The organism is Pseudomonas sp. UBA7530 (assembly GCF_002479365.1).
Taxonomy (GTDB): Bacteria; Pseudomonadota; Gammaproteobacteria; order Pseudomonadales; family Pseudomonadaceae; genus Aquipseudomonas.
Map to the genome: position 1 here is coordinate 744,840 of NZ_DLMS01000001.1, position 21,920 is coordinate 766,759.

Consider the following 21,920-nt stretch of genomic DNA (forward strand, 5'->3'; position numbering starts at 1 on the left):
AAGGTCTGGCGATTCCCTACACTGTTTGAACGACGCAATGAAAATAGTCCTAAAGTTCTCCCGGCAGCGGCCGAAAAGCATGGCAAGCGTCCACCATATCGTCCGAGGTTCTGCATCATGGTCATCGACTTCAACCGGCTGAACAATGCCAACACGCCCGCCAACGCGGGGCGTACCGGCGCGACTCAGGCTGGCACTCGCAATGAATCGGCGCAGCCGAACAAGGCGCCTGTCACCGGTACCGATGAACAAACCAACGCCAAAAGCGGCGAATCCGTGCAGCTGAGCCGTGAGGCACAACAGTTGCAAGCAATCGGCGAGAAGCTGCGCGATCAGCCCATCGTCAATAAAGAGCGCGTGGCCGAGCTGAAACAGGCCATTGCCGACGGCAGCTACCAGGTCGACAGCAAACGCGTCGCCCAGAAACTGCTCGACTTCGAATCCCAGCGCTAGTCCCAGGGCTGCGCTGGGGGTGTTGGACGCCCGACCCCCAAGAGCCCGCCATGCACGACACAGCCCTGCTTGACCTGTTTACCTCCGATATCGGCACCGCCGAGCAACTGCTTGAGCTGATCGATAACGAATTCCAGGCCCTCACCGAGCGCGACCTGCCGCGCCTCGATAGCCTGCTCAACGAAAAGCAACCCTTGCTTGCCCTGCTCCAGCAGCACGGCAACGACCGCAGCCGCCTGCTGCAGAACGCCGGCCTGAGCGCCGACCGCGAGGGACTTGGCGAGCTGGCGAGCAAATCTTCCGTAGGCGATCAGTTGTTTGCTCGCAGCGAAGAACTTTCCGCCCTGCTCCAGCGCTGCCAGGAGGCCAATCTGCGCAATGGTCGCTTGATCCGCGCCAACCAGGCATCGGTGGGCAGCGTCCTCGGCATTCTCCGTGGCGGCGAAACGCCCGGCCTCTATGACAGCCGAGGTAGTGCCGCTAGAATCGCGCAGCAAAGGCCGCTCAGTCAGGCCTGAGCCCTCATTACAAAAAAGCACAGGGACATGCAGGCACTCTGCCAGTATGCTGGTGCCGTTGTAGTCCATGACTCGGAGAGTTCCGAACTGTGTCCAGTGCGTTCAACGATGAGAGCGGTCCTCAGCCGCCCAAGGTGCTCAAGACATCTGTCGAGATCATTGCCACCCTGCGTCAATTGCAGCAAAACCATGACCCCCTGGTCGTTCAGTTCAAGGATCGTGGCCAGCGCTTTCAAAGCTACCTTGTCGAAATCGATAAGGATCGTGCGCGCATCGCGCTCGATGAAATCATCCCCACCGACGGCGAACGCTTTCTCAAACAGGGCGAACCTTTCAGCGTCGAGGCGTTTCGCGACGGCGTGCGCGTGGCCTGGACCTGTGACCATGACGTGCAGCTCGGCGAACTCGATGGTGCCCCGTGCTACTGGGCGCCCTTGCCCGATGAGGTGATCTATCACCAGCGCCGCAGCGCCTTTCGCGCACAACTGAAGCAGAGCGATCTGGTCAAAGTCGTCCTCAATGGCGACAAGTTGCGCGAGCCGCTACCCGGTCATTTGCTGGACATCTCTGCCACCGGCTGCAAGCTGCGCTTTGCCGGCGATCTTAGCCAGCAGTTAAGCGGCGGCCAGGTGCATGAACGCCTTACTGCCTACTTACCTTTCGGCGATCTGACCTGCGCCGTGGAGATGCGTCACGTGCAGTATGAGGACAAGGTCGACATGACCTTCGTCGGCACTCGCTTTCACCGCATCAACGGCCTGGAGCAGCGCCTGGTCGAGCGTTTCGTCTACCAGTTGCAGCGCGAGGCGCGCCGCACCGAGAGCGACGCCCCCTTCTGAACCCAGCGCAATCCTGTAGGAGCGAATTTATTCGCGATTTCGGACAAGTCCGCTCCTACAAGGCGCACAACACTTATGCGGACATATCCACCCGCTCTTTCCCTGCCTCCTCTTCGGACGCCGCTGCCGCAGCGGCGGCAGGCTCCTGCATCTGCTCCTGCACAGTCTGCTCATCCACCCGCGGATCGAGCGCTGCCACCAGCGGCGAGCTAGCGACGTTGCCGGGCATGGCCATGTGCTGCAGCGGTGCATCATCGACCTGATGCAGGTGCGTCACTCTTTCAGGGCGAATGCGCCAGACCAGAATCAACGCACAAACGCAGGCAAATACGTACAGCATATTGGCACCATAGAAACGCATCAGCACGCCCGTCAGCAACGGACCGATGCAGGCACCGACGCCGAAGGTAACCAGCAGCATCGCCGTGAGTGACACGCGCCGCTCCGGCTCAACGTGGTCGTTGGCCAGCGCCACCGCCAGCGGATAGAGACTGAACTGCATCAGGCTGACCAGAAAACCGATGCCGATCAGCAAACCGAGAAAGACCTCCGGCAACGCCGCCAGCGGCAGGGCCGCGAGTAACAGCAGCACCGCGCAGCCGCGAATCAGGCGCACACGGTCATGGCGGTCGGACAACCAGCCCAGCGGCCACTGCACCAGCAGGCCAGCCAGAATGCAGCTACCCATGAACAGGCCCACCTCCTCGGTGGAAAGACCCATGCGCGAGGCATACAACGGCGCCAGACCGTAGAACGAACCGATCAGCAGGCCAGCCACCGAAATGGTGGTCAGCGACAGCGGCACTCGCCGCAGAAAGAAGCGTAGCTCCAGCGGTGCAGGATGCAGGGGCGCCGGGTGCAGCCGACGGGTCAGGGCCACAGGCACCAGACACAGGGCAAAACACAGCGCCACCAGCATCAGCAGCTCCAGCCCCAGCGTGGGGTGAAGCACCAGGGCCAGTTGTCCGAGAATCAGCCCCAGGTAGGACGCTGCCATGTAGCCACTGAATACCAGGCCGCGCTGTCTGGCTTCAGCCTGCTCGTTGAGCCAGCTCTCGATCACCATGTATTGGCACATCATGCCCACACCCACCAACATGCGCAGGAACAGCCAGAACGGCAGCCACTCCACCAGGCCGTGGCCGAGCACCGCCGCGGTGACGACTCCAGCGCAGGCCACGTAGGCTCGTATATGCCCCACCCGGCCAATCAGGCGATGACCCAGCTTGCCACCCAGCACCAGGCCGAAATAGTTGGCTGCCATCAATGCGCCGACCCACAGGCCATCAACCGTATCGGCGAGGCGCAGAGCCAGATAGGTACTGAGCAGACCGGAACCGAGCAACATCAGCATGGTAGCGAAATACAGCGAGCGGAATGACTTCCAGATCAGTCGCATTGGCGGGTAAAGCTCCTTGTGCTCGATAACGATAAATGGCGTCCGACCTTGGCCGACCGAAACACGACGCTCACTAAGCGTCACGTCGCCCCGGTAGCGGTTCAGCTCCATGAGTTTGCAGGCGATGTACCCTTCGATGAATTGCCCGGCAAACAGTTCGATTGGCCGCGCGCTTCGGATGCTCGATGGGCCTGGTATAGCGTAGCGTCAATTCTTACGGCACCTCGAATCCCTGCGCCGCCGGGCTCGGGAGCAACTCGCTCGCCCTGCCGGTCGGCGGCAGGCTTATCGCGAAAGCCTGATTCGCTTATGCAATATTCAAAGCAGGCAAAGCTTACCGAGATGCGACACCGGCTTGCACCCTGTCGTCCAGATGTCCATCCATGACGCGACGCATGACCAGGCTGTGCTAGAGTCGCGCGCTATTTTTTCGGCCGGCCTTCTGCAGGCTGCGCTGAAAAACCTCTCGAATCAGGCACGACGCCACTTGCAACGCGCCCAGCAACCAGAGAACCACGCGATGTCCCAAGCCATGCACCCTGCCCTGCAGTTCCTTAACCGTACCAGTCTGGTGACGCAGATCATCATCGGCCTGCTCGCAGGTATCGCCCTCGCCGTGGTCGCCCCGCAGGCGGCACTGTCCGTCGGTTTCATCGGTAACGTGTTCGTTTCCGCACTCAAGGCTGTCGCTCCGGTCCTGGTGTTCATTCTGGTGATGTCGTCCATCGCCAATCACCAGCATGGCCAGCAGACCCACATTCGCCCGATTCTGCTGATGTACCTGGTCGGCACCTTCAGCGCCGCGCTGGTGGCGGTGGTAGCCAGCTTCGCCTTTCCGTCGTCGCTGGTGCTGAGCAGCCAGGCTGCCGAGCTGACGCCGCCCGGCGGTATCGGCGAGGTACTCAAGACCCTGCTGATGAACGTGGTCGACAACCCGGTCAATGCGCTGCTGCGCGGCAACTTCATCGGCATTTTGGCCTGGGCCATCGGCCTCGGTTTCGCATTCCGCCATGCCAGCGCCGGCAGCAAGCAGCTGCTGGGTGACCTCGCCAATGGCGTCACCGCCATCGTCAAGCTGGTAATTCGCCTGGCACCGCTGGGTATCTTCGGCCTGGTTGCCGCGACCCTTGCCGAGTCCGGCTTCGACACCCTGCTCGGCTACCTGCACCTGCTGGTGGTGCTGGTCGGCTGCATGCTGCTGGTGGCGCTGGTGATCAACCCGGCGCTGGTGTACTGGAAGCTGCGCCGCAACCCGTACCCGCTGGTGTTCACCTGCCTGCGCGAGAGCGGTATCACCGCCTTCTTCACCCGCAGCTCCGCTGCCAACATCCCAGTCAACCTGCAGCTGTGCCAGCGCCTCGGCCTGCATGAGGAAACCTATTCGGTGTCCATCCCGCTGGGTGCGACCATCAATATGGCCGGCGCGGCGATCACCATCACCGTGCTGACCATGGCCGCGGTGCATACCCTGGACATCGCCGTCGACCTGCCCACGGCCCTGCTGCTGAGCGTGCTGGCTTCGATCAGCGCCTGTGGCGCCTCGGGTGTCGCGGGCGGCTCGCTGCTGCTGATCCCGCTGGCCTGCAGCCTGTTCGGCATCCCCAACGACGTCGCCATGCAGATCGTCGCCATTGGTTTCATCATCGGCATCGTTCAGGACTCGGCGGAAACCGCGCTGAACTCGTCCACCGATGCCCTGTTCACCGCTGCCGCCTGCTTGGCCGAAGAACGACGCCGGGCCTGACCCCGACGAACAGAAGGTGTGCACGACGTGCACGCCTTCTGCCCCTGGAGCCGGGAATGTCCCCCACCGGCACAGTGCAAAATTGATAACGATTAGCGTTTGAATTAGATTGACGCCCTTCGCACACCGACCGCGGACGGCTTCATGTTCGAATTGCAAAGCGTCAGTTTCAGCATTCCTGAACGCACCCTTCTGCATCCCCTGGACCTGCGCATCGATGCTGGACGTATGGTCGGCCTGATCGGCCACAACGGCTCCGGCAAGTCCACCCTGATCAAATTGCTTGCCCGCCAGCAGTCGCCCAGCGGTGGCCAGATCCTGCTCGACGGCAAACCGTTGCCGGCGTGGGGGCAGCGCGACTTCGCCCGTCAGGTGGCCTACCTGCCACAGCAGTTGCCGCAGACCGAAGGCCTGAGCGTTCGCGAGCTGGTGGGTTTCGGCCGGTATCCCTGGCATGGCGCCCTTGGCCGTCTGGGCAGCGAAGACCGCGCACATATCGAGCGCGCCCTGGACCTGACCGACACCGGCATGTTTGCGGATCGCCTGGTGGATCATCTGTCCGGAGGTGAGCGCCAGCGCGTCTGGCTGGCCATGCTGCTGGCGCAGAACACCCGCTACCTGCTGCTCGACGAACCCACCTCGGCGCTGGACATCGCCCACCAGGTGGAAGTCCTCTCTCGGGTTCACGACCTCAGCCGCGAGCTGGGCCTCGGCGTGCTGGTGGTGCTGCACGACATCAACATGGCCGCGCGTTACTGCGACCACCTGCTGGCCCTGCACAGTGGTCGTCTACTGGCGCAAGGCAGCCCGACCGAGCTGATGCATGGCGAGACACTGGAGCGCATCTACGGCGTGCCGATGGGGGTGATGGCCAATCCGGTGGACGGCTCACCTATTAGCTATCTGCACTGACCACTGCCCCTCACGACACCGAACCAGACGCCTGCGCAGGTGGCTCGTCGAGCAGAGGGCAGTTCTCGCACAGTTCGAGTTCAGGCAGCAGATAGCGAATGCAGCACACCCGTCGCTGTCGCCACGGCAGCGTAGCGCCCTGCAGTTCGACATAACGCACCGGCTGATACAGCGGATTGCGTCGCCCATCAGGCAGCGTGGCCGCTTGCAGGAGGCTGAAGCCGTCGGCCAGCATTGGCGCGGGCAGGACCTTGCCCAGCGCCGTCAGAATCCACTCGAAATAATTGCCGGCGTTGCTCCAGAGCACCTTGGGGGCGACCTTCACTTGCGCGGTAAATGCCTGAATCAGGGGGGCCAAGTGATCATGCTGGAGATGAGCGAAACGCTCGAAGGGATCGCCTGGGGCGAACGGCTCCCCCGCATCGCGCAGCTTGAAAGCCTGTGGCAAGTGCTCCTCATCGAGTACAACCTCGATGTCATCGAGGCCTAGCGGCAGGCGCCGGTTCAGCACCAGCGCGGCGGCCACCACCGGCGGAATCAGGCGCACGAAATAGTGCTTCGACCACTGCGACAGCAGCGCGCGTCGGTCACCGCCTGCGTACGCCTCGCCGAAGCGCGCCAGCAGCGCCGGAAGGCCTTCGCTGCCGAGCAGTTGGCGCAGCGGTACCGAGGGCCGAGGGTCGTCGTGCAGCACCAAGGTGTCCCGATAAGAGGAGAAATCGCCGATGAACAGCGGCGCCAGTGCCTCAATCACCCTGAGCGCTTCCCGATGCGTTCAATACAGTACCCCGCCATCGAAGAAACGTTCGCGCCCGATAGCCATCAGCGCGGTGCACTTATGAGATGAATCGAACTCCTTTTCCCGGTAGTAACCCAGCGTTTGCATATAGGCGATCATCTTCGCACTGCCGGCGCGCGGTTCGCGCCGTCCTGATCGTCGGTTAAATAGCAGAACATTAATAGTTGGTCATCAGCAAGGATCAATCCAGATAGCGAGCCTGGGACAGAACTCAACGATTCATCGCCTCGATGGCCTCACGCACCTGGGTAGCGATAGCGGCCACCGAGCGCGGGCCTCCAAAGGTCCAGTACGGTGTGGGAAGAAAGGCGTAACGCTGCTGCTGAGCGACCGGCAGCGCCTTCCACAGAGGGCTGGCGAAGAACGGCGCCCGCTCCTGCCCGCCGATGAACAGCACGCGCAGGCCCGGCTCACTGGCGAAGCTGCGCATATCGATGCGCCGGTGCAGGCTGTGCGCGGAACGCAGCGTCCAGGGCGAGCGCACCTCCAGGCGATTCATCAGGCTACCGATCAGCGTCTGCTGGTTTAGGGCGATAAAACTACCCTGCTGCACCAGTGGGTAGAGCACGACAACCGGCTCGCCCTGCAGGCCTTGCTCACGCACGGACTGACGCGCAGCATCCAGCGCCTGCTGACCTTCGCGGATCACTGCAGCGGCCTGCTCCTGGCGCCTGGTCAGACGCCCGAGATGCTCCAGCATGGCCTCGCCGATGGCCACGCCGTCATAGCCTGCCGATGCCAGCGACACCTGATAGATTAGGGTCGGTGCCAGGCCATCGAGACGCTCGAACAACGGCAGGTGCAGGTAGGCCACACCGATGATCAGATCCGGCTTGAGCCGGGCAATGGCCTCCAGATTGGGTTGTTGCGCGCTGCCCAGCGACACGCTGCGCTCGAGCAGGCCGTTGCCGATACTGATGTAACGACGATAGCTGGCCAAGTTGGCCACCCCCACCGGCTCGATCCCCAGCGACACCAGCAGCTCGGTACTCAGCTCATCGAGGCTGACGATCCGCTGTGGCGCGTCTCCAACGCCGGCCGACTGCCGGGCCACCAGTTGCGCATCGGTCGCCCAGGCGCCATGTGTCAGACAGAGCAGCAATGCCCCACAGAAAAGACGCAGCATCGCCACCGCACTAGTTCCTTTTGTCACTGAAATAGACACGGCTGAGCAGCAGTAGGAACAACGGCGCACCGATGGCGGCCGTGGCGATTCCCAGCGGGATGTCCAGCGGTGCCAGCAGCACGCGCCCGAGCAAGTCAGCCGAAGCCAGCAGGGTCGCGCCCAGCAGCGGCGCCGCCACCAAGCGTTGGCGAGCGCGATGAAAGCCCAGCAAACGCACGCCATGTGGCACCAGCAAGCCGATGAACGCCACCGGGCCGACCACCGCCACGGCCGCGGCAATCAATGCGCTGGCCAGCACGATCAACAGCACCCGCTTGCTCGGCACCGACAAGCCGAGGCTGCCGGCTACACCATCGCCCAGCTGCAGCAGATCCATCCAGCGTGTGGTCGCCGCGCACAGCGCCAGGCCGATCACCAGCCAGGGCAGCATGGCCTGCAGATCACTCCAGGTGCGGCCATAACTGCTGCCCACCATCCAGATCAGCGCCTGGGCGATATTGCTAGTGAACTGCGCCATCAGCAGGCTCACCATGGCAAGCACCACTCCGCTAATGGCAAAGCCGGTGAGCGTCACGCGCAACGGCTCGAGACCATGACGCAGATTGAGACCGATGACGATCAGCAGCGCCAAGCCAGCGCCCAGCCACGCCAGCGGGAAGCGCCAGGCAACGGCCAGCTCGGGCATGAAGATCAGTGCCAGTAGTACCACCAGCGCCGCCATCTGGCTCACCCCGAGGATTTCCGGGCCGGCCAGCGGATTGCGCGTAACTGCCTGCAGCAGCATGCCGGCGGTTGCCAGCAATGCCCCGGCGGCCATGTCCACCAGCAGCCTTGGCAAGCGTAGATCGAGCAGCGTCATGGCCATGGGCTCGCCCATCCACACCCGTTGCCAGAACGCCCAGAGCCCCGACTCGCCCTGTGCCGTGCCCCCGACCAGCAGCGCCAGGCAGACCAGCACTGCGAGCACGACGAACGACCACAGCGGCAGGCGCATGGCCCGGTTCTCGCCCGGCACGTTCGCCGTGACCGCGGCTACCGGCGCGCTGCGCCCGTAGCGCAGCAGCAAGAGGATCGCCAGCGAGCCGAGAACCGCCGACAACACCCCTAGCGGCAGCTGGAACCAGGGTTCGACGGCCGCCACCAGCGCATCGGCGAGTACCGTCAGCAGCGCGCCCCAGATCGCGCACAAGGGGATCAATCGGGAAGGCCGCACCACGGCGAAGGCAAAGCGCAACAGGTTAGGCGTGATCAGCCCGATGAAGCCCAGCGGCCCGGCCAGATGAATGGCCAGCGCCGCCAGCAGACTGCCGAGGACGATGCTCAGCCCTTTCAGCCAGGCCGGTGAAAGCCCCAGCGAGCGCATCTGCCCGTCGCCCAGCACGGCCAGGTTCATCGGCCGCATCAGCGCCAGCAGCGCCAGGGCAATCAGCGGCAACACATACAGCGCCGGACGCATCGCGCCCCACCCCAGCTGCTGCAGCGAACCGGTATTCCAAAGCGACACCACCATCGCAGCTTGGTCGTTGAGGCTGAGAAACAGTGCGATCAGCGCGGCGAAGGTCTGCGCCACCGCTACCCCGGCCAGGGTCAGGCGCAGCGGCGAGGTGTTCCAGCCGCCAGCCATGAGGAAGGTGAACAAGGCCGCCAGCAGGCCGCCGACAAAGATCAGCGGCAAACCCAGCGCGCCGGGCAGAAGCATGCCGAGGATCACGCCCAGTTGTGCCCCTGCGGTGATACCGAGCAGATCCGGCGACACCAGCGGGTTACGCGTGATCAGCTGCATGATCGCCCCGGAAACGCCCAGGCAGGCGCCAACCACGACGCCGGCAAAGGCACGTGGCAGTTGGGTCCACCACAGCAGCAGTCCATCGAGCGATGGCGTCGACGACAGCGGCGCCAGCCAGGCCTCGGCAGTTGGCCAGGGATGGCGCAACACGCCCTGCCACAGCAGCATCGCCAGCAGCAGCACGAGCCCCAGCAGCGCCAGGCCAGCGTGACCGATACCGCGCGCAGCGGCTGGCTGCCCGGGGCGACTCAAACTCGTCATCCGTTGTCCTTAGTTACGCAAAAAGGCGAAGGGTGATCCCCCTCGCCTTGGTTTGCTTACTCGGTTGCCTGTTACCAGCGCAGCGATACGGTACCGAGGAAGGTGCGCTCATCGCCCCAGTAGCAGCGCCCGGCATTGTTGCAGCCTGCCACGTACTCCTGATCGAAGACGTTCTTGGCATTTAGATCGACCGACCAGTGCTCGTCGATATCGTAGCCGATCGCCGCATCGACCAGTGTCACGTCGCCGGTGTCCAGACGGCCGTAGGAAACGACGGCAGGGTTAGTACCAGGCGGGTTGGTATAAGCGAAGGTACTGTCGAAGTGACGCACACCACCACCCAGACGCAGACCGCGCAACGCGCCATCGAGGAAGCGGTAGTTGGCCCAGATCGATGCCTGGTTGCGCGGCACGCCAGTCATCTGATTGCCTTCAAGTAAGGATCCTGGCGCGTCCTTGGTGACACGTGCATCGGTGTAGGTGTAGGAAGCGGTGACATTCAGATTGGCGCTGATATCACTGCTGACCTCCAATTCGACACCCTTGGAGCGGCTCTCACCAACCTGACGGTAATCATTGATGGCCGCCTCGTAGTAGACGTCGTTTTCTTTGCGCAAGTCGAATACGGCTGCGGTGAACATCGTATTCCAGCCCTTGGGCTCGTACTTCAGACCCACCTCGTACTGCTCAGCGGTAATCGGATCCAGAGGACCATTGGTGGCGGAGGTTTCCTGCACCGGTACGAAAGCGGTGGAGTAACTGAAGTAGGGCGACAGACCGTTTTCGAACTGGTACATCACACCGCCCTGCCAGGTTCCCTTGTGATCGCTGAAATCAAGATCGGAGGCCGGCGCCAGTTTGTTGCGGTACTCGTTGTCGACCGAGTCGAAACGACCGCCGAGCAGAAAAATCCAGTTTTCATACTTGCTCTGCAACTGGCTGTAGACGCCAGTCATCTTTTGCTCGAGCAACGTATTGCCCTGGGCGATCGGAGTAGTCGGTTCACCCACTACGCCCCAGGCCGGGTTGTAGTAATCAATCACCGGGATGATCCCGACATCCTGATTCTGATTGAAGGAAGTGCGGTCGAAGGCCAGCCCCACCAACAATGTGTGCTGTAGCGCTCCCGTGGCGAAGTTGCCCTCCAGCTGATTATCCAGCGAGTAGGTCATGGACTTGTTGTAACGATCACGTGCCAGGTTGGTACCCACAGTACTGCTGTAATTGGCACTGGACAAACTGCTGCTCGGCCAGACTTCGTTGCGCTGGATACGCGACTGCATATAGCGCGAGTTCTGGCGGAACTGCCAATCGTCGTTAAAGCGGTGGGTATATTCGTAGCCCAGAGTCCAGACCTCACGGTCAAAATCATCCCAGTCCGGGTGACCCACCAGAGTGTCCTTGTCCAGCTTGCCATTGGGATTGGGCAGCAGCGTGCCCGCCGCTGGCAATCCCAGCTGAATCTTGGTGCGATCCTTCTGATAGTTGGCGAGCAACGTCAGGCTGTTGTAATCGTCAAAGTTCAGGGTCAACGACGGTGCAACGTAGATACGATCATCCTGTACATGGTCGACTGCGGTATCGGCATTGCGTCCTAACAACACCACGCGGCCAAGCACGTTGCCGTTATCGTTCAATGGGCCTGAAACATCCACGCCCAGTTGGCGGCGGTTGTTGGAGCCGTAGCTGAGCTGCACTTCGCCCTGCGAAGCTGCGGTCGGGCGCTTGCTGACCAGGTTGACCAGACCACCCGGTGCGTTCTCGCCATAGAGAATCGAGGTCGGCCCACGGAACACCTCCACCCGCTCCAGACCATAGGGTTCGCTGGTGGTGTCGTAGCGGTTGCCCTGCACGCGCAAACCGTCGCGCAGCAGGCCATAGCCGTAGTCGGTGGCGTTGAAACCGCGGATAAAGAAGTAGTCGCCGGCCAGGCCGTCCCCTACGGCAAACGGCGGGGCGAAGATACCCGGCACGTAGCCCAGGACATCTGTGAGGGTCTGCGATTTCTGGTCTTCGATACGCTTGCGGGTCACCACCGATACCGAACGCGGCGTCTCCGACAGTGGCGTGCTGGTCTTGCTGGCGGTCAGGCTTTTCTCGGCCTTGTAGCCGTAATCCGGGCCTTGAGGGCGGTCCAGCTCACCGGTGATCGTCTGCTCCGGCAGCGTCACCTGATCAGCTTGCGCGTGAGCCATTCCGTGACACGTGGCGGCTATTACCACGGCCAGGCATTTCAGTTGAAAACGTCCAGCACCCTGCACTGCTTCCGACATCTTGTTCTCCCCCCTAGTCCCGCCAGCCAATCCGCTGGCCTGTCAAAAAACGCCCGCCAGCCTAACCAATATCAGATTGAAACTAAATAGTAATTTTTATCATTTAGATGGCAATTTGAAACGTTCTGCCCGGTTGACTACGAAGGGGCAGATTCATGTTTTCGATTTCTTCAGCGGCCAAACGCAGCATCGAGGGCGCTGGCGAAGATCTCCGCCACCTGATTCGTCTGCACGGCCGTGATCATAAACGGTGGCAACAGCCGCAAAACGCTGGAGTGGCGTCCGCCGACCGCCAGGATCAGGCCCCCGGCGCAAGCATCGATCAGGCTCAGGAATGGGCGGCGCCGCCGATCTCCAGCAGCGCGTTGCGACTGGCCCGGGCGCGATACTCGCCCTGCAGTTCGTAGAGCTTCCCGCCATCCATCTTGAGCAGGCGGTCGGCCTGGTCGAAGTAGTGATCGTCGTGACTGATGGCGAATACGGTCTTGCCGGCGGCCTTCAACTGCGGCAGCAGTTCGCGATAGAACACCTGGCGGAACAGTGGGTCTTGGTCGGCGGCCCACTCGTCAAGCAGCAGGACGTCGCGCGCTTCCAGCAGGGCCAGCAACAAGGCCAGGCGCTTGCGCTGACCGGCGGACAGGCGTGTGTCGCGCAGGCGCCCTGCCGCCACTTGCACCTTGTGGCGAATGTGCAAACTGCCCAGCCAGTGATCGAGTTCTTCATCCGATGCCGCCACACCGTGCGGGCCAAGCAGCTGCGAGAACAGGTGATAGTCGGTGAACACCGATGCGAACAGCTGGCGGTAGGCCGGCCACTCCTGCGGTCCAAGCACCCGGCCATCGATGCGTATCTCGCCGTGCTGCGGGATGTACAACCCCGTCAGCAGACGCGCCAGGGTCGACTTGCCGCTGCCGTTGCCACCGACCAGAAACACCGTCTCGCCGCGCTCAAGACGCAGGCTGACCGGCCCTACGTCGAAACCGGACTCGCCATCCTGCGCAGGGTAGCGATACTCCACCTCGTGCAACTCCAGCACCTGCCACTGGCCACTCAAGGGATCGGCAGGATGCGCAAAGATTTCTACATGTGGCGCCAGCGCCAGCGACTCGACTTTGTCCAGAGCCACACGCCCGGCGATCTGCGTGGGAATCGCCGCCACCGCCGACACCAGCGGCGTGCGCATGAACAAAATGGTCAGCGCATAGGTAGACGCCACCGCCGTGGAGGCCCACCCCAGACCGTTGGCCAGGTAGAACACCAGCCCGATAGTGCCCAGCACCATGATGTTGGCCCAGTTGCTGGCCAGGCCGTGGTAACGGTCGGCCAGGGTCACGTGATCGCGATAGGCGCGCGCGCTGAGGTCGAACTCGTCTTCGTACAGGCGCTGCGCGCGATCACGGTTGAGAGTCAGCTCCTTGCGCCCGTCGATCACTGCCTGGTAGTCGCCGTAGAGACGATCCTCGGACTCACGCAGCATGCGCAGGTGATGATTGAGCCGCCCGACCAGCAACCAACCAACGCCAAGGGTAAAGCTCATCCACAAGAGCGTGGTGACGAACAACCCCGGCGAGAGCCAGGCCAGATAGGCGAATGCCGCCAGCGTCAGCACGCTGCCGTAGATCAGTTCGGGCAGATGCACGAAGGCCAGGGTGATGTTGCGGATGTCGCTGGACAGACTGGCGATGATGTTGGAGCCACCGATGATCTCCAGACGCTCGATGCTCGTGTCCAGCACCCGCTTCACCAACGCCCGCCGCATGCGGTAGACGAAGCGGTGGCCCAGCGCCGTCAGCGACAGTTGCGCCGCCGAGGCCAGCACCAGCAGCAACGCCAGCAAGGCGACGAACTGCCCCAGCGCCACGCCCGGATTGCTCGCCGGCGTAAGCATGCGCTGATTGATGAAGGCGATCACCGCCACGCTGAGCAATGCGCTGCCCAGGCTGAGCCCCAGCACTAGCGCGATGGACCAGCGATATTCGTGGAAAACCAGACGCAGCAGTTTCATTCAGAACCTCTTGGCCAGGGGCAGTGACGCGAGCACTGCCCGTCGAGTCGAACACGGCAATGCCCTAGGGTATCGCGCATAAGCAGATTGATCAGCGCCGGCGAGGAGCCCAGTCGAGCTGCCACTTCGCGCTGGGTAAGACCGGCCGAAAACTCGGCGCATGCGCGGGGTCCGCTCCGCCAACGCATCAAGCACCTGGCGCACGGCCTGCTGTCCCCCACGGCCTGCCCCGGAAGATTATGGAATTGATCGTTTAGATATCTATCGCATACTCCCAAACGTGCCCCTAAACCAGAAATCATCCCCTGATTTCTTCTGCTCGCCAGCCGGGCTACCTTTTCCATTCTGGCGGCGAGTTGCTTGTGGGCTGTCTCATCTCCCTTGCATCACCCAGACACGCAAATGATAATTTGTACTATTAGCGTTTGACTGCTAGATTGCCCCGGTCGCTTCTGCCGACGCGTTCTATTCGCGAAGCTTCCGGGTTCAATCGCCATGCATCCTGCTACCGACCTCGACGCCCTGCTCAAGTCCGTCTCCCTCTGCCTGCCAGGCCTGAATGGCAACGTGGCGCCAGTACGCAGCGATCAGTTGCTGTGTGGCGGCCAAGGCAATCAGGAGCGCATCGCCGCGCTGCACGACTATTGGCAGCAAGCCCACCCCGAGGCCGGGCGACACTACTGGTCCACCCGTTGCTGGACCTTGTTGATCTGGCAACCCATCTACCTGAGCCTGTTGGCCGCTCACCTGGAACACCGCGTACCCTGCCTGAAACGCATGGGACAATCGATCCGGCAGGGCTTCGTCGGAGGCTTCAACCTGCCGCCCGATTGCCCACTGCGTACCGATGACAGAAATCTTGTCGAGAACGCTGCTGAGCGACTGATAAACCTGCTGGAACGCCAGCTGGAGGAGTTCAACGGTGTCTCCAACATCTACCCCAAGCTGGCGCGGCTGCTGATTGCCGACTGCGCCCGTGCCGCATTGCTTTTGCTGCAACGCCACCAGGGCATGAGCAATGGCCAGCTGCGAGAGCTGGAAGACCGCTGGCTTCAGGCACTGGGCTTGCCTGGCAAGAGTCCACTGATCGAAGTAAGTCTCGAAGATGGCAGCCAGTGCCTGGCGTTGGGACGCAACGCCTGCTGCCAACATTTTCGCCGCGCCGACGGCGAGCCCTGTGCCGGCTGCCCGAGATTGAAACCTGCCGAGCGCTTGCAGCGCTTTCGCGAGGAGCTGGTCTGCTGATGTGCGCGTGCTACGCAACGCACAATCCACTTCGAATCAACGGGTCGCCCGGGTTTGGCTGAGATGCACAGCGCACCGAGGCTGGTCGACAGTTGGCGCCCACTGAAAGCAGGCGCTTGCCGCTACGGCCTGGCGTTGCTCGGCCTGCTGACCATCGCCTTGCTGCACCTCAATATCAGCCTGGACCACTGGTCGCTGGCTTTCCCCGAAGGCGACAGCTTCGCCGCTCTGCAATTTCACCTGGCCAGCCTGCCACGCCTGGTAATGACGCTACTGGTGGGCGCAGCACTGGGGCTATCCGGCAGCCTTTTGCAGCAACTGACGCAGAACCGCCTGGTATCACCCATGACCCTTGGCGCTGCCTCCGGCGCCTGGCTCGGCTTGCTGGCCGCCAGCCTGGTCTTCCCTGCTTTTGCTGCCGAGCATGGCCATTGGGCGGCGCTGGCCGGCGCACTGCTGAGCGTCGGGCTGGTACTGCTAATTGCAGGACGCGACGGTATCTCCGGCTTGCCAGTGATACTCGCCGGCATGGCGATGAACCTGCTACTGGGCGCACTGGCCATCGCTGTGCTGATACTCAACCAGCAACAGACACGCGGCCTGTTCATCTGGGGCGCAGGCGATATGGGTCAGATCGACTGGTCCTGGGTTCACTGGCTCTGGCCCAAGTTGTTGCCAGGACTGCTGCTCCTGTGGCTCGCCCCGCGCGTGCTGACCTTGCTCAAGCTGGGTGGCACTGCCGCTCGGGGGCGCGGGCTGAACCTGTGGCCGGCGCTGCTGATGCTGTTTCTTGCCTCGTTATGGATGACCGCTGCAGCCATTACCGCCGTGGGTCTGATCGGTTTCATCGGCCTGGTGGCGCCCAACCTGGCGCGTCTGTGTGGCGCCCGCACGGCCCGTGACGAGCTGGTCTACAGCGTACTGCTGGGCATGTTGGTGCTGTTGGCCAGCGATGCCGTGGCGCTACTGCTCAGCCACTGGTTGAGCGAGCAGATACCAACGGGCGCCGTCGCCGCCCTGATTGGCGCGCCAGCCCTGCTCTGGCTTGCCCGTCGCCAGGGTGCTGCGCAAGATCGGCAAGCGCTGGCCCTGACCCGAGGCAGCGACAGCTGCAAGGTTCGCACATGGTGGCTGCTGACGTTGGCTACGGCGCTCACAGCGCTATTTGGCCTGTGCCTGCAATACGTGCCACAGGGTTGGCAACTGGCCTGGCCATCGGACGTCCTGTGGTCGCTGCGCTGGCCGCGGCTGCTCAGTGCAGCGGCTGCTGGCACCGGGCTGGCCGTTGCCGGCGTGCTGCTGCAACGCCTGCTGCACAATCCGCTGGCCAGCCCCGACATTCTCGGCCTCAGCGCCGGTGCAGCACTGGCGGTGATGATCAGTCTGCTGCTGTTCGGTCAGGCGCTGTTCTGGCTGATGGCACCGATTGCCGCCTTCATCGGCTGCCTGCTGGTGCTGGCGACTTTATTGCTGCTAGGGCGCAAGCAGAAGTACTCGCCAGCACTCATGGTACTGGTCGGCATGGCCCTGGCGGCTCTGCTCAATACAGCTCTGCAATTGGCCCTCGGTCAGGGCTCTTCGGATTCTTTGGCCCTGCTCGGCTGGCTAGCCGGTTCAACCTATAGGGTCAGCGGTCTGCAAGCCATCGCACTGGGTTCGGGGGTAAGCCTGCTGATCGGCCTCAGCCTGTTCTGGCAACGCGCGCTGGATCTGCTCTCGGCAGGCGACGGCATCGCCCATGGACGCGGCCTGGATGTACCGACAACGCGCTTGGTCCTGCTGTTGCTGGTATCGCTGCTCTGCGCGCTGGTAACCAGCCTGGTCGGCCCGGTGAGCTTTCTCGGTCTGCTCGCTCCGCACATGGCCGTCACCCTCGGTGCTCGGCGCATTCAGCAGCAACTGCCGCTGGCGGCGCTACTTGGCTGCTTGCTGATGCTGTTGGCCGACCTCATCGGCCGCAACCTGATCTTTCCCCTGCAGATTCCGCTGGGCATCGTCGCCTCGATCCTCTGCGGCAGCTACTTCATCTTCTTATTGCTGCGCAGGGGCCTGGCATGAAGCGCTGCACGATGCTGCTCTGCCTGCCCCTGTTCTGCTGGCTGCCACTGGCCGAGCCGGCCGAACCGCGTATTGCCGCGCTAAGCTGGGAGCCTGCCGAGCACCTGCTGCAACTGGGCATCATCCCACTCACCGTGGCCGACGCCGCGGATTACCGCGATTGGGTGGTGCATCCGACGCTACCCGCCGAGGTGCTCAACACTGGCAGTCGTACCGAACCGAACCTGGAGCGGCTTGCACAGCTGCACCCCGAGCTGATCCTGATCACGCCCCTGCTGGAGGACATGCGCCAACCGCTGGAGCGCATTGCACCGGTGCTCAGCTACGGTGACTTCACCCAGCAGCAGGACAACCTGCAACTGCAGCGCGACAACTACCTGGACCTGGCCGCACGCCTGCAGCGCAGTGATCTGGCGCACGAGCGCCTGCAGCAGATGGAACAGCGCATCGACGAGTTGCGCCAACACCTGCTGGAACACTTCGGCGGTGAGTTGCCCAAGGTCACCCTGATCCGCTTCGCGTCAGCCACCCAGGTGTACATCTTCGGCCCCAATTCACTGCCGCAGCACGCTATGTCATTGCTCGGCCTGCAGCCGGCACAAGCAGTGCCAGTCAGCCGCTGGGGCAGTATCCAGGCGCCGGTTACCCAACTCGGCAGCATCGAGGATGGCGTGGTGATCTACATCGAACCCTTCGCCCAGCACGAGCGCCTGTTCACCACACGGCTGTGGCAGGCCATGCCATTCGTGCGCCAGCAGCGCCTGACCAGCATGCGTGCGACCTGGACTCACGGCGGCGTGTTCAGCGTGCAGTACCTGGCGGAAGCCATCAGCGAAGCGCTGCTGAAGCTGCCCGCGCAATAGAAAGCCCCGCCGATGATCAGGCGGGGCTGGGGACGGGATCAGTACTTCCAGGTCAGGCTCAGAGTCGCATTGCGCGACGGTGCATAGTACGACTGCGCCCAGTACAGGCTGGTCAGATACTTGCGATCGAACAGGTTGTTGACGTTGAGCGATACGTTGAAGTGCGGGTCGATGTCATAGCTCGCCAGGGCATTGACCACTGCGTAGGAGCCCTGACGGCTGACGATGGTCTCGCCGGTCGTCGAAGTGCCCTGCTCACGGAAGATTTCGCTCTGCCAGTTGACGCTGCCGCCCACCTTCAAGCCCTGCACCTGCGGCACCTGATAGGTGGTGGCCAGGTAAAGGGTGTTCTGCGGAATGAAGGTGCGCGTGCTGCTGCCGTCACCATCGCGAATCGAGAACAGATGCGTCAGGCCGGCACTGGCTTCCCAGCCTGGCGTCAGTTGTCCAGCCAGGGTCATTTCATAGCCCTCTACCTTGGTGTCCACGCCCTGGTAGTAGGAGAAGCCCTCCGCCGCATCGAAGCCGGCGTACTCGGGGGTGTTGTCCTGCTTGGTGCGGAACAGCGCGAAGCTGGCGTTGAGACGACGGTCGAACCACTCACCCTTGATCCCGCCCTCGATGTTGTTGCCCTCGATCGGTTCGAGCAAGGCATGGTTGCGATCAACCTGGTATTGCGGGCTGAAAATCTCGGTGTAGCTGGTATACAGCGAGTAGTTGTCGTTGAGGTCGTAGGTCAGGCCGACATAGGGCGTGGACTTGCTCTTGTCGTACTGATGACCTTCGCCGACACGTTCGCCACTGCTCTTGAGGTTGCTGTGGTTGACCCCGGTGATCAGCTTGAGCTGGTCGCTCAGCGCGAAATGCCCGGCCGCGTAATAGCTGCGGCGATAGGTCGTGTAGTCGGCCCAGCTGGTGACATCGGCAAAATCCGGGCGCGGATAGTTGCCGTCGTAATCCCATACCGGTGGCAACGGCAGAACGATTGCGTCGTCGTTGGAGGTCCAGTGCGCGCGGGTGCGCGACCAGTTGCTACCCAGCACCACCTCATGGGTACGACCGAACAGCTCGAACGGCCCCTTGACCGAGGCATCGCCCAGCAGTTGGCGCTCGGTACGGTCGAACTTCGACGCATAGGTGGTCAATCCCAATCCTGTGCTCGCATCCGGCACGCCGCCGGCCATGAGCATTTCGGCGTCGGAGCCGATCTCGCGGTAGTTGAGGGTCACCTGGGTCTGCCAGCCGCCACCCCAGTCGGTTTTCAGCTCGGCGAAGGTCTGCTCGTCGTCGGTATCCCAGTAGGTCCAGTCCGGCGCGGTATTGTGCGAGCGGTCGTAATGCACCTTGGAACCGTTGGTGTAGTACAGCGTCAGCGCGCTCCACATGATGCCTTCCGGGCGGTTGCGCTGTTTGGAGTAGCCGATGGTCGCGGTGCTGCTGTCGGTCAAGTCGGCCTCCAGAATACCGGAGAACAGCGTCTTGCTCGGCTGGTAGCGATCCAGGTATGAGTTGCCCTCCTGCCCGGCGACCAGGGCGCGCCCGCGCAGCGTGCCGCTGTCGTTGAGCGAACCGGACACGTCGGCCTCCAGGCGCCGGGTCTGCCAGGAACCATAGCTGAAGCCCAACTGCGCCTGGGTTTCGCGGGTCGGGCGCTTGCGCACGAAGTTGATCGTCGCCGACGGGTTGCCGGGGTTGGAGGTCAGGCCGTTGGCACCCTTGAGAATCTCGATACGGTCGTAGAGGAAGGTATCGATGTCGCCCATCTGCTCTTCAGAAGAGAACGGCACACCGATGCCATCGATCTGGAAGTTGTTCACGTCCAGGCCACGCGCGGTGAAGTAGGTGCGATCGGTCTCTACCCGCTGCACGCCGATACCCGCCGCCTGCAGGGCATCGTTGGCGTTGCCGAGCTTGAAGTCATCGAGTTGCTGACGGTTCACGCTGGTGATGGTTTGCGGCGTTTGCCGCGGCGTCAGGTCGAGTTTGGTCGCCGTGCCGCTGCGTCCCAGGGTGTAGGAGTCGCTCTGCTCGGTGACGACCGGCGGCGCCTGGTTGACGCCGGTAACGCTGACCGGCTGCAGCACCACCGCCTCGCCTTCTTCCTCGGCTTCGGCGGCCACCACCGGCCAGGCCAGTGGCGCCAGGCACAGGGCCATGGCCAGTACGCGAGAGCTGCAGGTCGCGCGCAAGCGCGCCGGGTGTTGTGAGTGATACATCGATTTCATGGGCAGACACTTTTCTTGGTTGAGTTGGATAAGGCGTGGGCACAGCGCAAGGGGACATCAACTCATTACGGCAACCTCCATGTCGGGCCGATACGCGCCTTAGCGGCGCTCGGCAGCCAGAGTCTGGCCCATCACCTGGCGATACCAGCCGTGGAAGTGCTGCATGCCCTCCTCCAGCGGTATCTGGTACGGGCCGCTGTCATCGACGCCGCGCTGATACAGCGCACGCCGGCCGGCGTCGGTTCGCTCGGCGATCTCGTCGTCCTCGATGGCGGTTTCCATGTAGGCAGCGCGGTGCGCCTCGACCAGATCGCGATTGCCTTCACACAGCGCCTGCGGGTAATAGAACTCGACGACATTGAGGCACTCGTGCACGCCCTTGGGGTAAACGGTGGAAAGCACCAGGGCGTGGGGAAATACCTCGATCATGTGGGTCGGGTAGTAGCTGGCCCAGATCGCACCGAAATCCGGCGCAGCATCGCCATGCACGGCCATCAGGCCTTCATGCCAGGCGCGGTAGGTATCGGTGCCGGCACGTGCCAGGTTGGGGTTCACGTTGATGCGCTGCAGGCTGTACCAGTCGCCGTAATCCCACTGCAGCCCTTCGCTGCGCACGTAACGGCGCAGACCGGGATGGAACGAAGCGATGTGGTAGTCGTCGTTGTAAATCTCGATGAAGGTCTTCCAGTTGCACTTGCACGGGTGCATCTCGACGTGGTCGAGCTGGTAGTCGGAGAAGTCCATGTCCGGGCGGCGGAACAACGCGCCGATGTCGGCGACCGGGTCACGTGGCCCTTCGAAAAGAAAGCCGGCAACGTTATGCAGGGGGTAGCGCGGCAGGTTACGGCAGGGTTTCTCCGGAAACTTCGGCGCCCCCACGATCAGCCCGCTGGTGTCGTACGTCCAGGCGTGCAACGGACACATGATGCGACCACCTGTGGTACGCAGGTTGCCACGGCGTACCGTGTCGGCATCACTGCCGGGGCTGAAGTCGCCAAGCATCAGCGCCTGACGGTGACGGCAAACATTGGACAGCAGCTCCACGCCATGCTCGTTGCGCACCAGAATGCGGCTGTGCTCCTCGTGCGGCAGCGCGTACCAGTCACCCAGCTCGGGCACCATCTTCTCGTGACCGATGTAGTTGGCGCAGTGCCGGAAGATCAGCTCCTGTTCGCATTCGTAGATCGCCGGATCGCAGTAGCTATGAATCGGCAACTGCGGCTCGGTGGCGCGAAGATCGTAGGGCGTGGCGGCAAACTGAGCGGTACGACTGGGGTTGTACATGCGTGGCTCCTTGCAGCGAACTCGAGGCTGGCAGGCAGCCGCGAGCTGAAACCGGCCGGCACCGATCCCGCCCGCGTTGGCGCGCCAACGCCTCAGACTTTGGGCTATGGCCCAATCCGGACCATGGAAA

General features: G+C 62.8%; 17 protein-coding genes. 8 read left to right on the forward strand and 9 right to left on the reverse strand.

Annotated elements, in window-relative coordinates:
* Positions 1-117: 117 nt before the first annotated feature.
* The 3 genes from flgM to B2U07_RS03550 all read left to right on the forward strand — a co-directional run bounded on the left by flgM (position 118) and on the right by B2U07_RS03550 (position 1,810).
* On the forward strand, positions 118-453 hold the full coding sequence (flgM, locus tag B2U07_RS03540) for a flagellar biosynthesis anti-sigma factor FlgM (protein WP_197858167.1): 336 nt from the start codon (positions 118-120) through the stop codon (positions 451-453).
* Positions 454-503: 50 nt separating this feature from the next.
* Complete coding sequence (locus B2U07_RS03545) at positions 504-971, forward strand: flagella synthesis protein FlgN (RefSeq protein ID WP_197858166.1); 468 nt, start codon at positions 504-506, stop codon at positions 969-971.
* A gap of 89 nt (positions 972-1,060) precedes the next feature.
* Positions 1,061-1,810 carry a flagellar brake protein gene (locus tag B2U07_RS03550; RefSeq protein WP_197858165.1) on the forward strand — a complete coding sequence of 250 codons (750 nt, stop codon included), beginning with the start codon at positions 1,061-1,063 and terminating at the stop codon, positions 1,808-1,810.
* Between the two features lie 73 nt (positions 1,811-1,883).
* Here the strand turns inward: B2U07_RS03550 and B2U07_RS03555 are convergent, their stop codons facing one another.
* The gene (locus tag B2U07_RS03555) at positions 1,884-3,209 is read right to left on the reverse strand and encodes an MFS transporter (protein ID WP_296275858.1); all 1,326 of its coding nucleotides are present in this window, start codon (positions 3,207-3,209) and stop codon (positions 1,884-1,886) included.
* Between the two features lie 520 nt (positions 3,210-3,729).
* On the opposite strand from B2U07_RS03555, the gene sstT reads away from it, so the two are divergent.
* Together sstT and B2U07_RS03565 are read left to right on the forward strand one after the other, a co-directional pair.
* Positions 3,730-4,953 carry a serine/threonine transporter SstT gene (gene sstT / locus B2U07_RS03560; RefSeq protein ID WP_296275860.1) on the forward strand — a complete coding sequence of 408 codons (1,224 nt, stop codon included), beginning with the start codon at positions 3,730-3,732 and terminating at the stop codon, positions 4,951-4,953.
* Positions 4,954-5,097: 144 nt separating this feature from the next.
* Complete coding sequence (locus B2U07_RS03565; RefSeq protein WP_296275862.1) at positions 5,098-5,865, forward strand: ATP-binding cassette domain-containing protein; 768 nt, start codon at positions 5,098-5,100, stop codon at positions 5,863-5,865.
* A gap of 10 nt (positions 5,866-5,875) precedes the next feature.
* Here the strand turns inward: B2U07_RS03565 and fhuF are convergent, their stop codons facing one another.
* The 6 genes from fhuF to B2U07_RS03595 form a co-directional block, all read right to left on the reverse strand.
* Positions 5,876-6,619: a siderophore-iron reductase FhuF gene (fhuF, locus tag B2U07_RS03570; RefSeq protein WP_197858161.1), complete on the reverse strand. Its 744-nt coding sequence runs from the start codon at positions 6,617-6,619 to the stop codon at positions 5,876-5,878.
* A gap of 21 nt (positions 6,620-6,640) precedes the next feature.
* Entirely contained in the window at positions 6,641-6,763 is a 123-nt protein-coding gene (locus B2U07_RS03575) for a hypothetical protein (RefSeq protein ID WP_419096307.1), read from the reverse strand.
* Positions 6,764-6,875: 112 nt separating this feature from the next.
* A complete protein-coding gene (locus B2U07_RS03580) occupies positions 6,876-7,790 on the reverse strand; it encodes an iron-siderophore ABC transporter substrate-binding protein (RefSeq protein WP_296275865.1) in 915 nt (304 codons plus the stop codon).
* Between the two features lie 10 nt (positions 7,791-7,800).
* Positions 7,801-9,837, reverse strand: coding sequence for a Fe(3+)-hydroxamate ABC transporter permease FhuB (fhuB, locus tag B2U07_RS03585; RefSeq protein WP_296275867.1), 2,037 nt, complete (start codon positions 9,835-9,837; stop codon positions 7,801-7,803).
* Between the two features lie 71 nt (positions 9,838-9,908).
* Positions 9,909-12,110, reverse strand: a complete 2,202-nt coding sequence (locus B2U07_RS03590; protein ID WP_419096308.1) for a TonB-dependent siderophore receptor — start codon at positions 12,108-12,110, stop codon at positions 9,909-9,911.
* A gap of 328 nt (positions 12,111-12,438) precedes the next feature.
* Positions 12,439-14,115: a multidrug ABC transporter permease/ATP-binding protein gene (locus B2U07_RS03595; RefSeq protein WP_296275871.1), complete on the reverse strand. Its 1,677-nt coding sequence runs from the start codon at positions 14,113-14,115 to the stop codon at positions 12,439-12,441.
* Between the two features lie 495 nt (positions 14,116-14,610).
* Between B2U07_RS03595 and B2U07_RS03600 the strand changes: the two genes are divergently transcribed.
* The 3 genes from B2U07_RS03600 (at position 14,611) to B2U07_RS03610 (ending at position 18,281) form a co-directional block, all read left to right on the forward strand.
* Positions 14,611-15,360 (forward strand): siderophore ferric iron reductase, encoded by a 750-nt coding sequence (locus B2U07_RS03600; protein WP_296275873.1) that lies wholly within the window; start codon positions 14,611-14,613, stop codon positions 15,358-15,360.
* Positions 15,361-15,423: 63 nt separating this feature from the next.
* A complete protein-coding gene (gene fhuB / locus B2U07_RS03605) occupies positions 15,424-17,418 on the forward strand; it encodes a Fe(3+)-hydroxamate ABC transporter permease FhuB (RefSeq protein ID WP_296275875.1) in 1,995 nt (664 codons plus the stop codon).
* Complete coding sequence (locus tag B2U07_RS03610) at positions 17,415-18,281, forward strand: ABC transporter substrate-binding protein (RefSeq protein ID WP_296275878.1); 867 nt, start codon at positions 17,415-17,417, stop codon at positions 18,279-18,281. Before fhuB (B2U07_RS03605) ends, B2U07_RS03610 begins: the two co-directional genes overlap by 4 nt.
* Before the next feature lie 38 nt (positions 18,282-18,319).
* Here B2U07_RS03610 and B2U07_RS03615 read toward each other — a convergent pair whose 3' ends face one another.
* Positions 18,320-20,506, reverse strand: coding sequence for a TonB-dependent siderophore receptor (locus B2U07_RS03615; RefSeq protein ID WP_197858153.1), 2,187 nt, complete (start codon positions 20,504-20,506; stop codon positions 18,320-18,322).
* 99 nt (positions 20,507-20,605) lie between these two features.
* Positions 20,606-21,790: an aromatic ring-hydroxylating oxygenase subunit alpha gene (locus B2U07_RS03620; protein WP_296275882.1), complete on the reverse strand. Its 1,185-nt coding sequence runs from the start codon at positions 21,788-21,790 to the stop codon at positions 20,606-20,608.
* Between the last annotated feature and the right edge of the window lie 130 nt (positions 21,791-21,920).

Coding starts and splice junctions, on each gene's coding strand:
- flgM (WP_197858167.1), top strand. CDS start 118: ATGGTCATCGACTTCAACCGGCTGAACAATGCCAACACGCCCGCCAAC.
- B2U07_RS03545 (WP_197858166.1), top strand. CDS start 504: ATGCACGACACAGCCCTGCTTGACCTGTTTACCTCCGATATCGGCACC.
- B2U07_RS03555 (WP_296275858.1), bottom strand. CDS start 3,209: ATGCGACTGATCTGGAAGTCATTCCGCTCGCTGTATTTCGCTACCATG.
- sstT (WP_296275860.1), top strand. CDS start 3,730: ATGTCCCAAGCCATGCACCCTGCCCTGCAGTTCCTTAACCGTACCAGT.
- B2U07_RS03565 (WP_296275862.1), top strand. CDS start 5,098: ATGTTCGAATTGCAAAGCGTCAGTTTCAGCATTCCTGAACGCACCCTT.
- B2U07_RS03575 (WP_419096307.1), bottom strand. CDS start 6,763: ATGATCGCCTATATGCAAACGCTGGGTTACTACCGGGAAAAGGAGTTC.
- B2U07_RS03580 (WP_296275865.1), bottom strand. CDS start 7,790: ATGCTGCGTCTTTTCTGTGGGGCATTGCTGCTCTGTCTGACACATGGC.
- fhuB (WP_296275867.1), bottom strand. CDS start 9,837: ATGACGAGTTTGAGTCGCCCCGGGCAGCCAGCCGCTGCGCGCGGTATC.
- B2U07_RS03590 (WP_419096308.1), bottom strand. CDS start 12,110: ATGTCGGAAGCAGTGCAGGGTGCTGGACGTTTTCAACTGAAATGCCTG.
- B2U07_RS03595 (WP_296275871.1), bottom strand. CDS start 14,115: ATGAAACTGCTGCGTCTGGTTTTCCACGAATATCGCTGGTCCATCGCG.
- B2U07_RS03600 (WP_296275873.1), top strand. CDS start 14,611: ATGCATCCTGCTACCGACCTCGACGCCCTGCTCAAGTCCGTCTCCCTC.
- fhuB (WP_296275875.1), top strand. CDS start 15,424: ATGCACAGCGCACCGAGGCTGGTCGACAGTTGGCGCCCACTGAAAGCA.
- B2U07_RS03610 (WP_296275878.1), top strand. CDS start 17,415: ATGAAGCGCTGCACGATGCTGCTCTGCCTGCCCCTGTTCTGCTGGCTG.
- B2U07_RS03615 (WP_197858153.1), bottom strand. CDS start 20,506: ATGAAATCGATGTATCACTCACAACACCCGGCGCGCTTGCGCGCGACC.
- B2U07_RS03620 (WP_296275882.1), bottom strand. CDS start 21,790: ATGTACAACCCCAGTCGTACCGCTCAGTTTGCCGCCACGCCCTACGAT.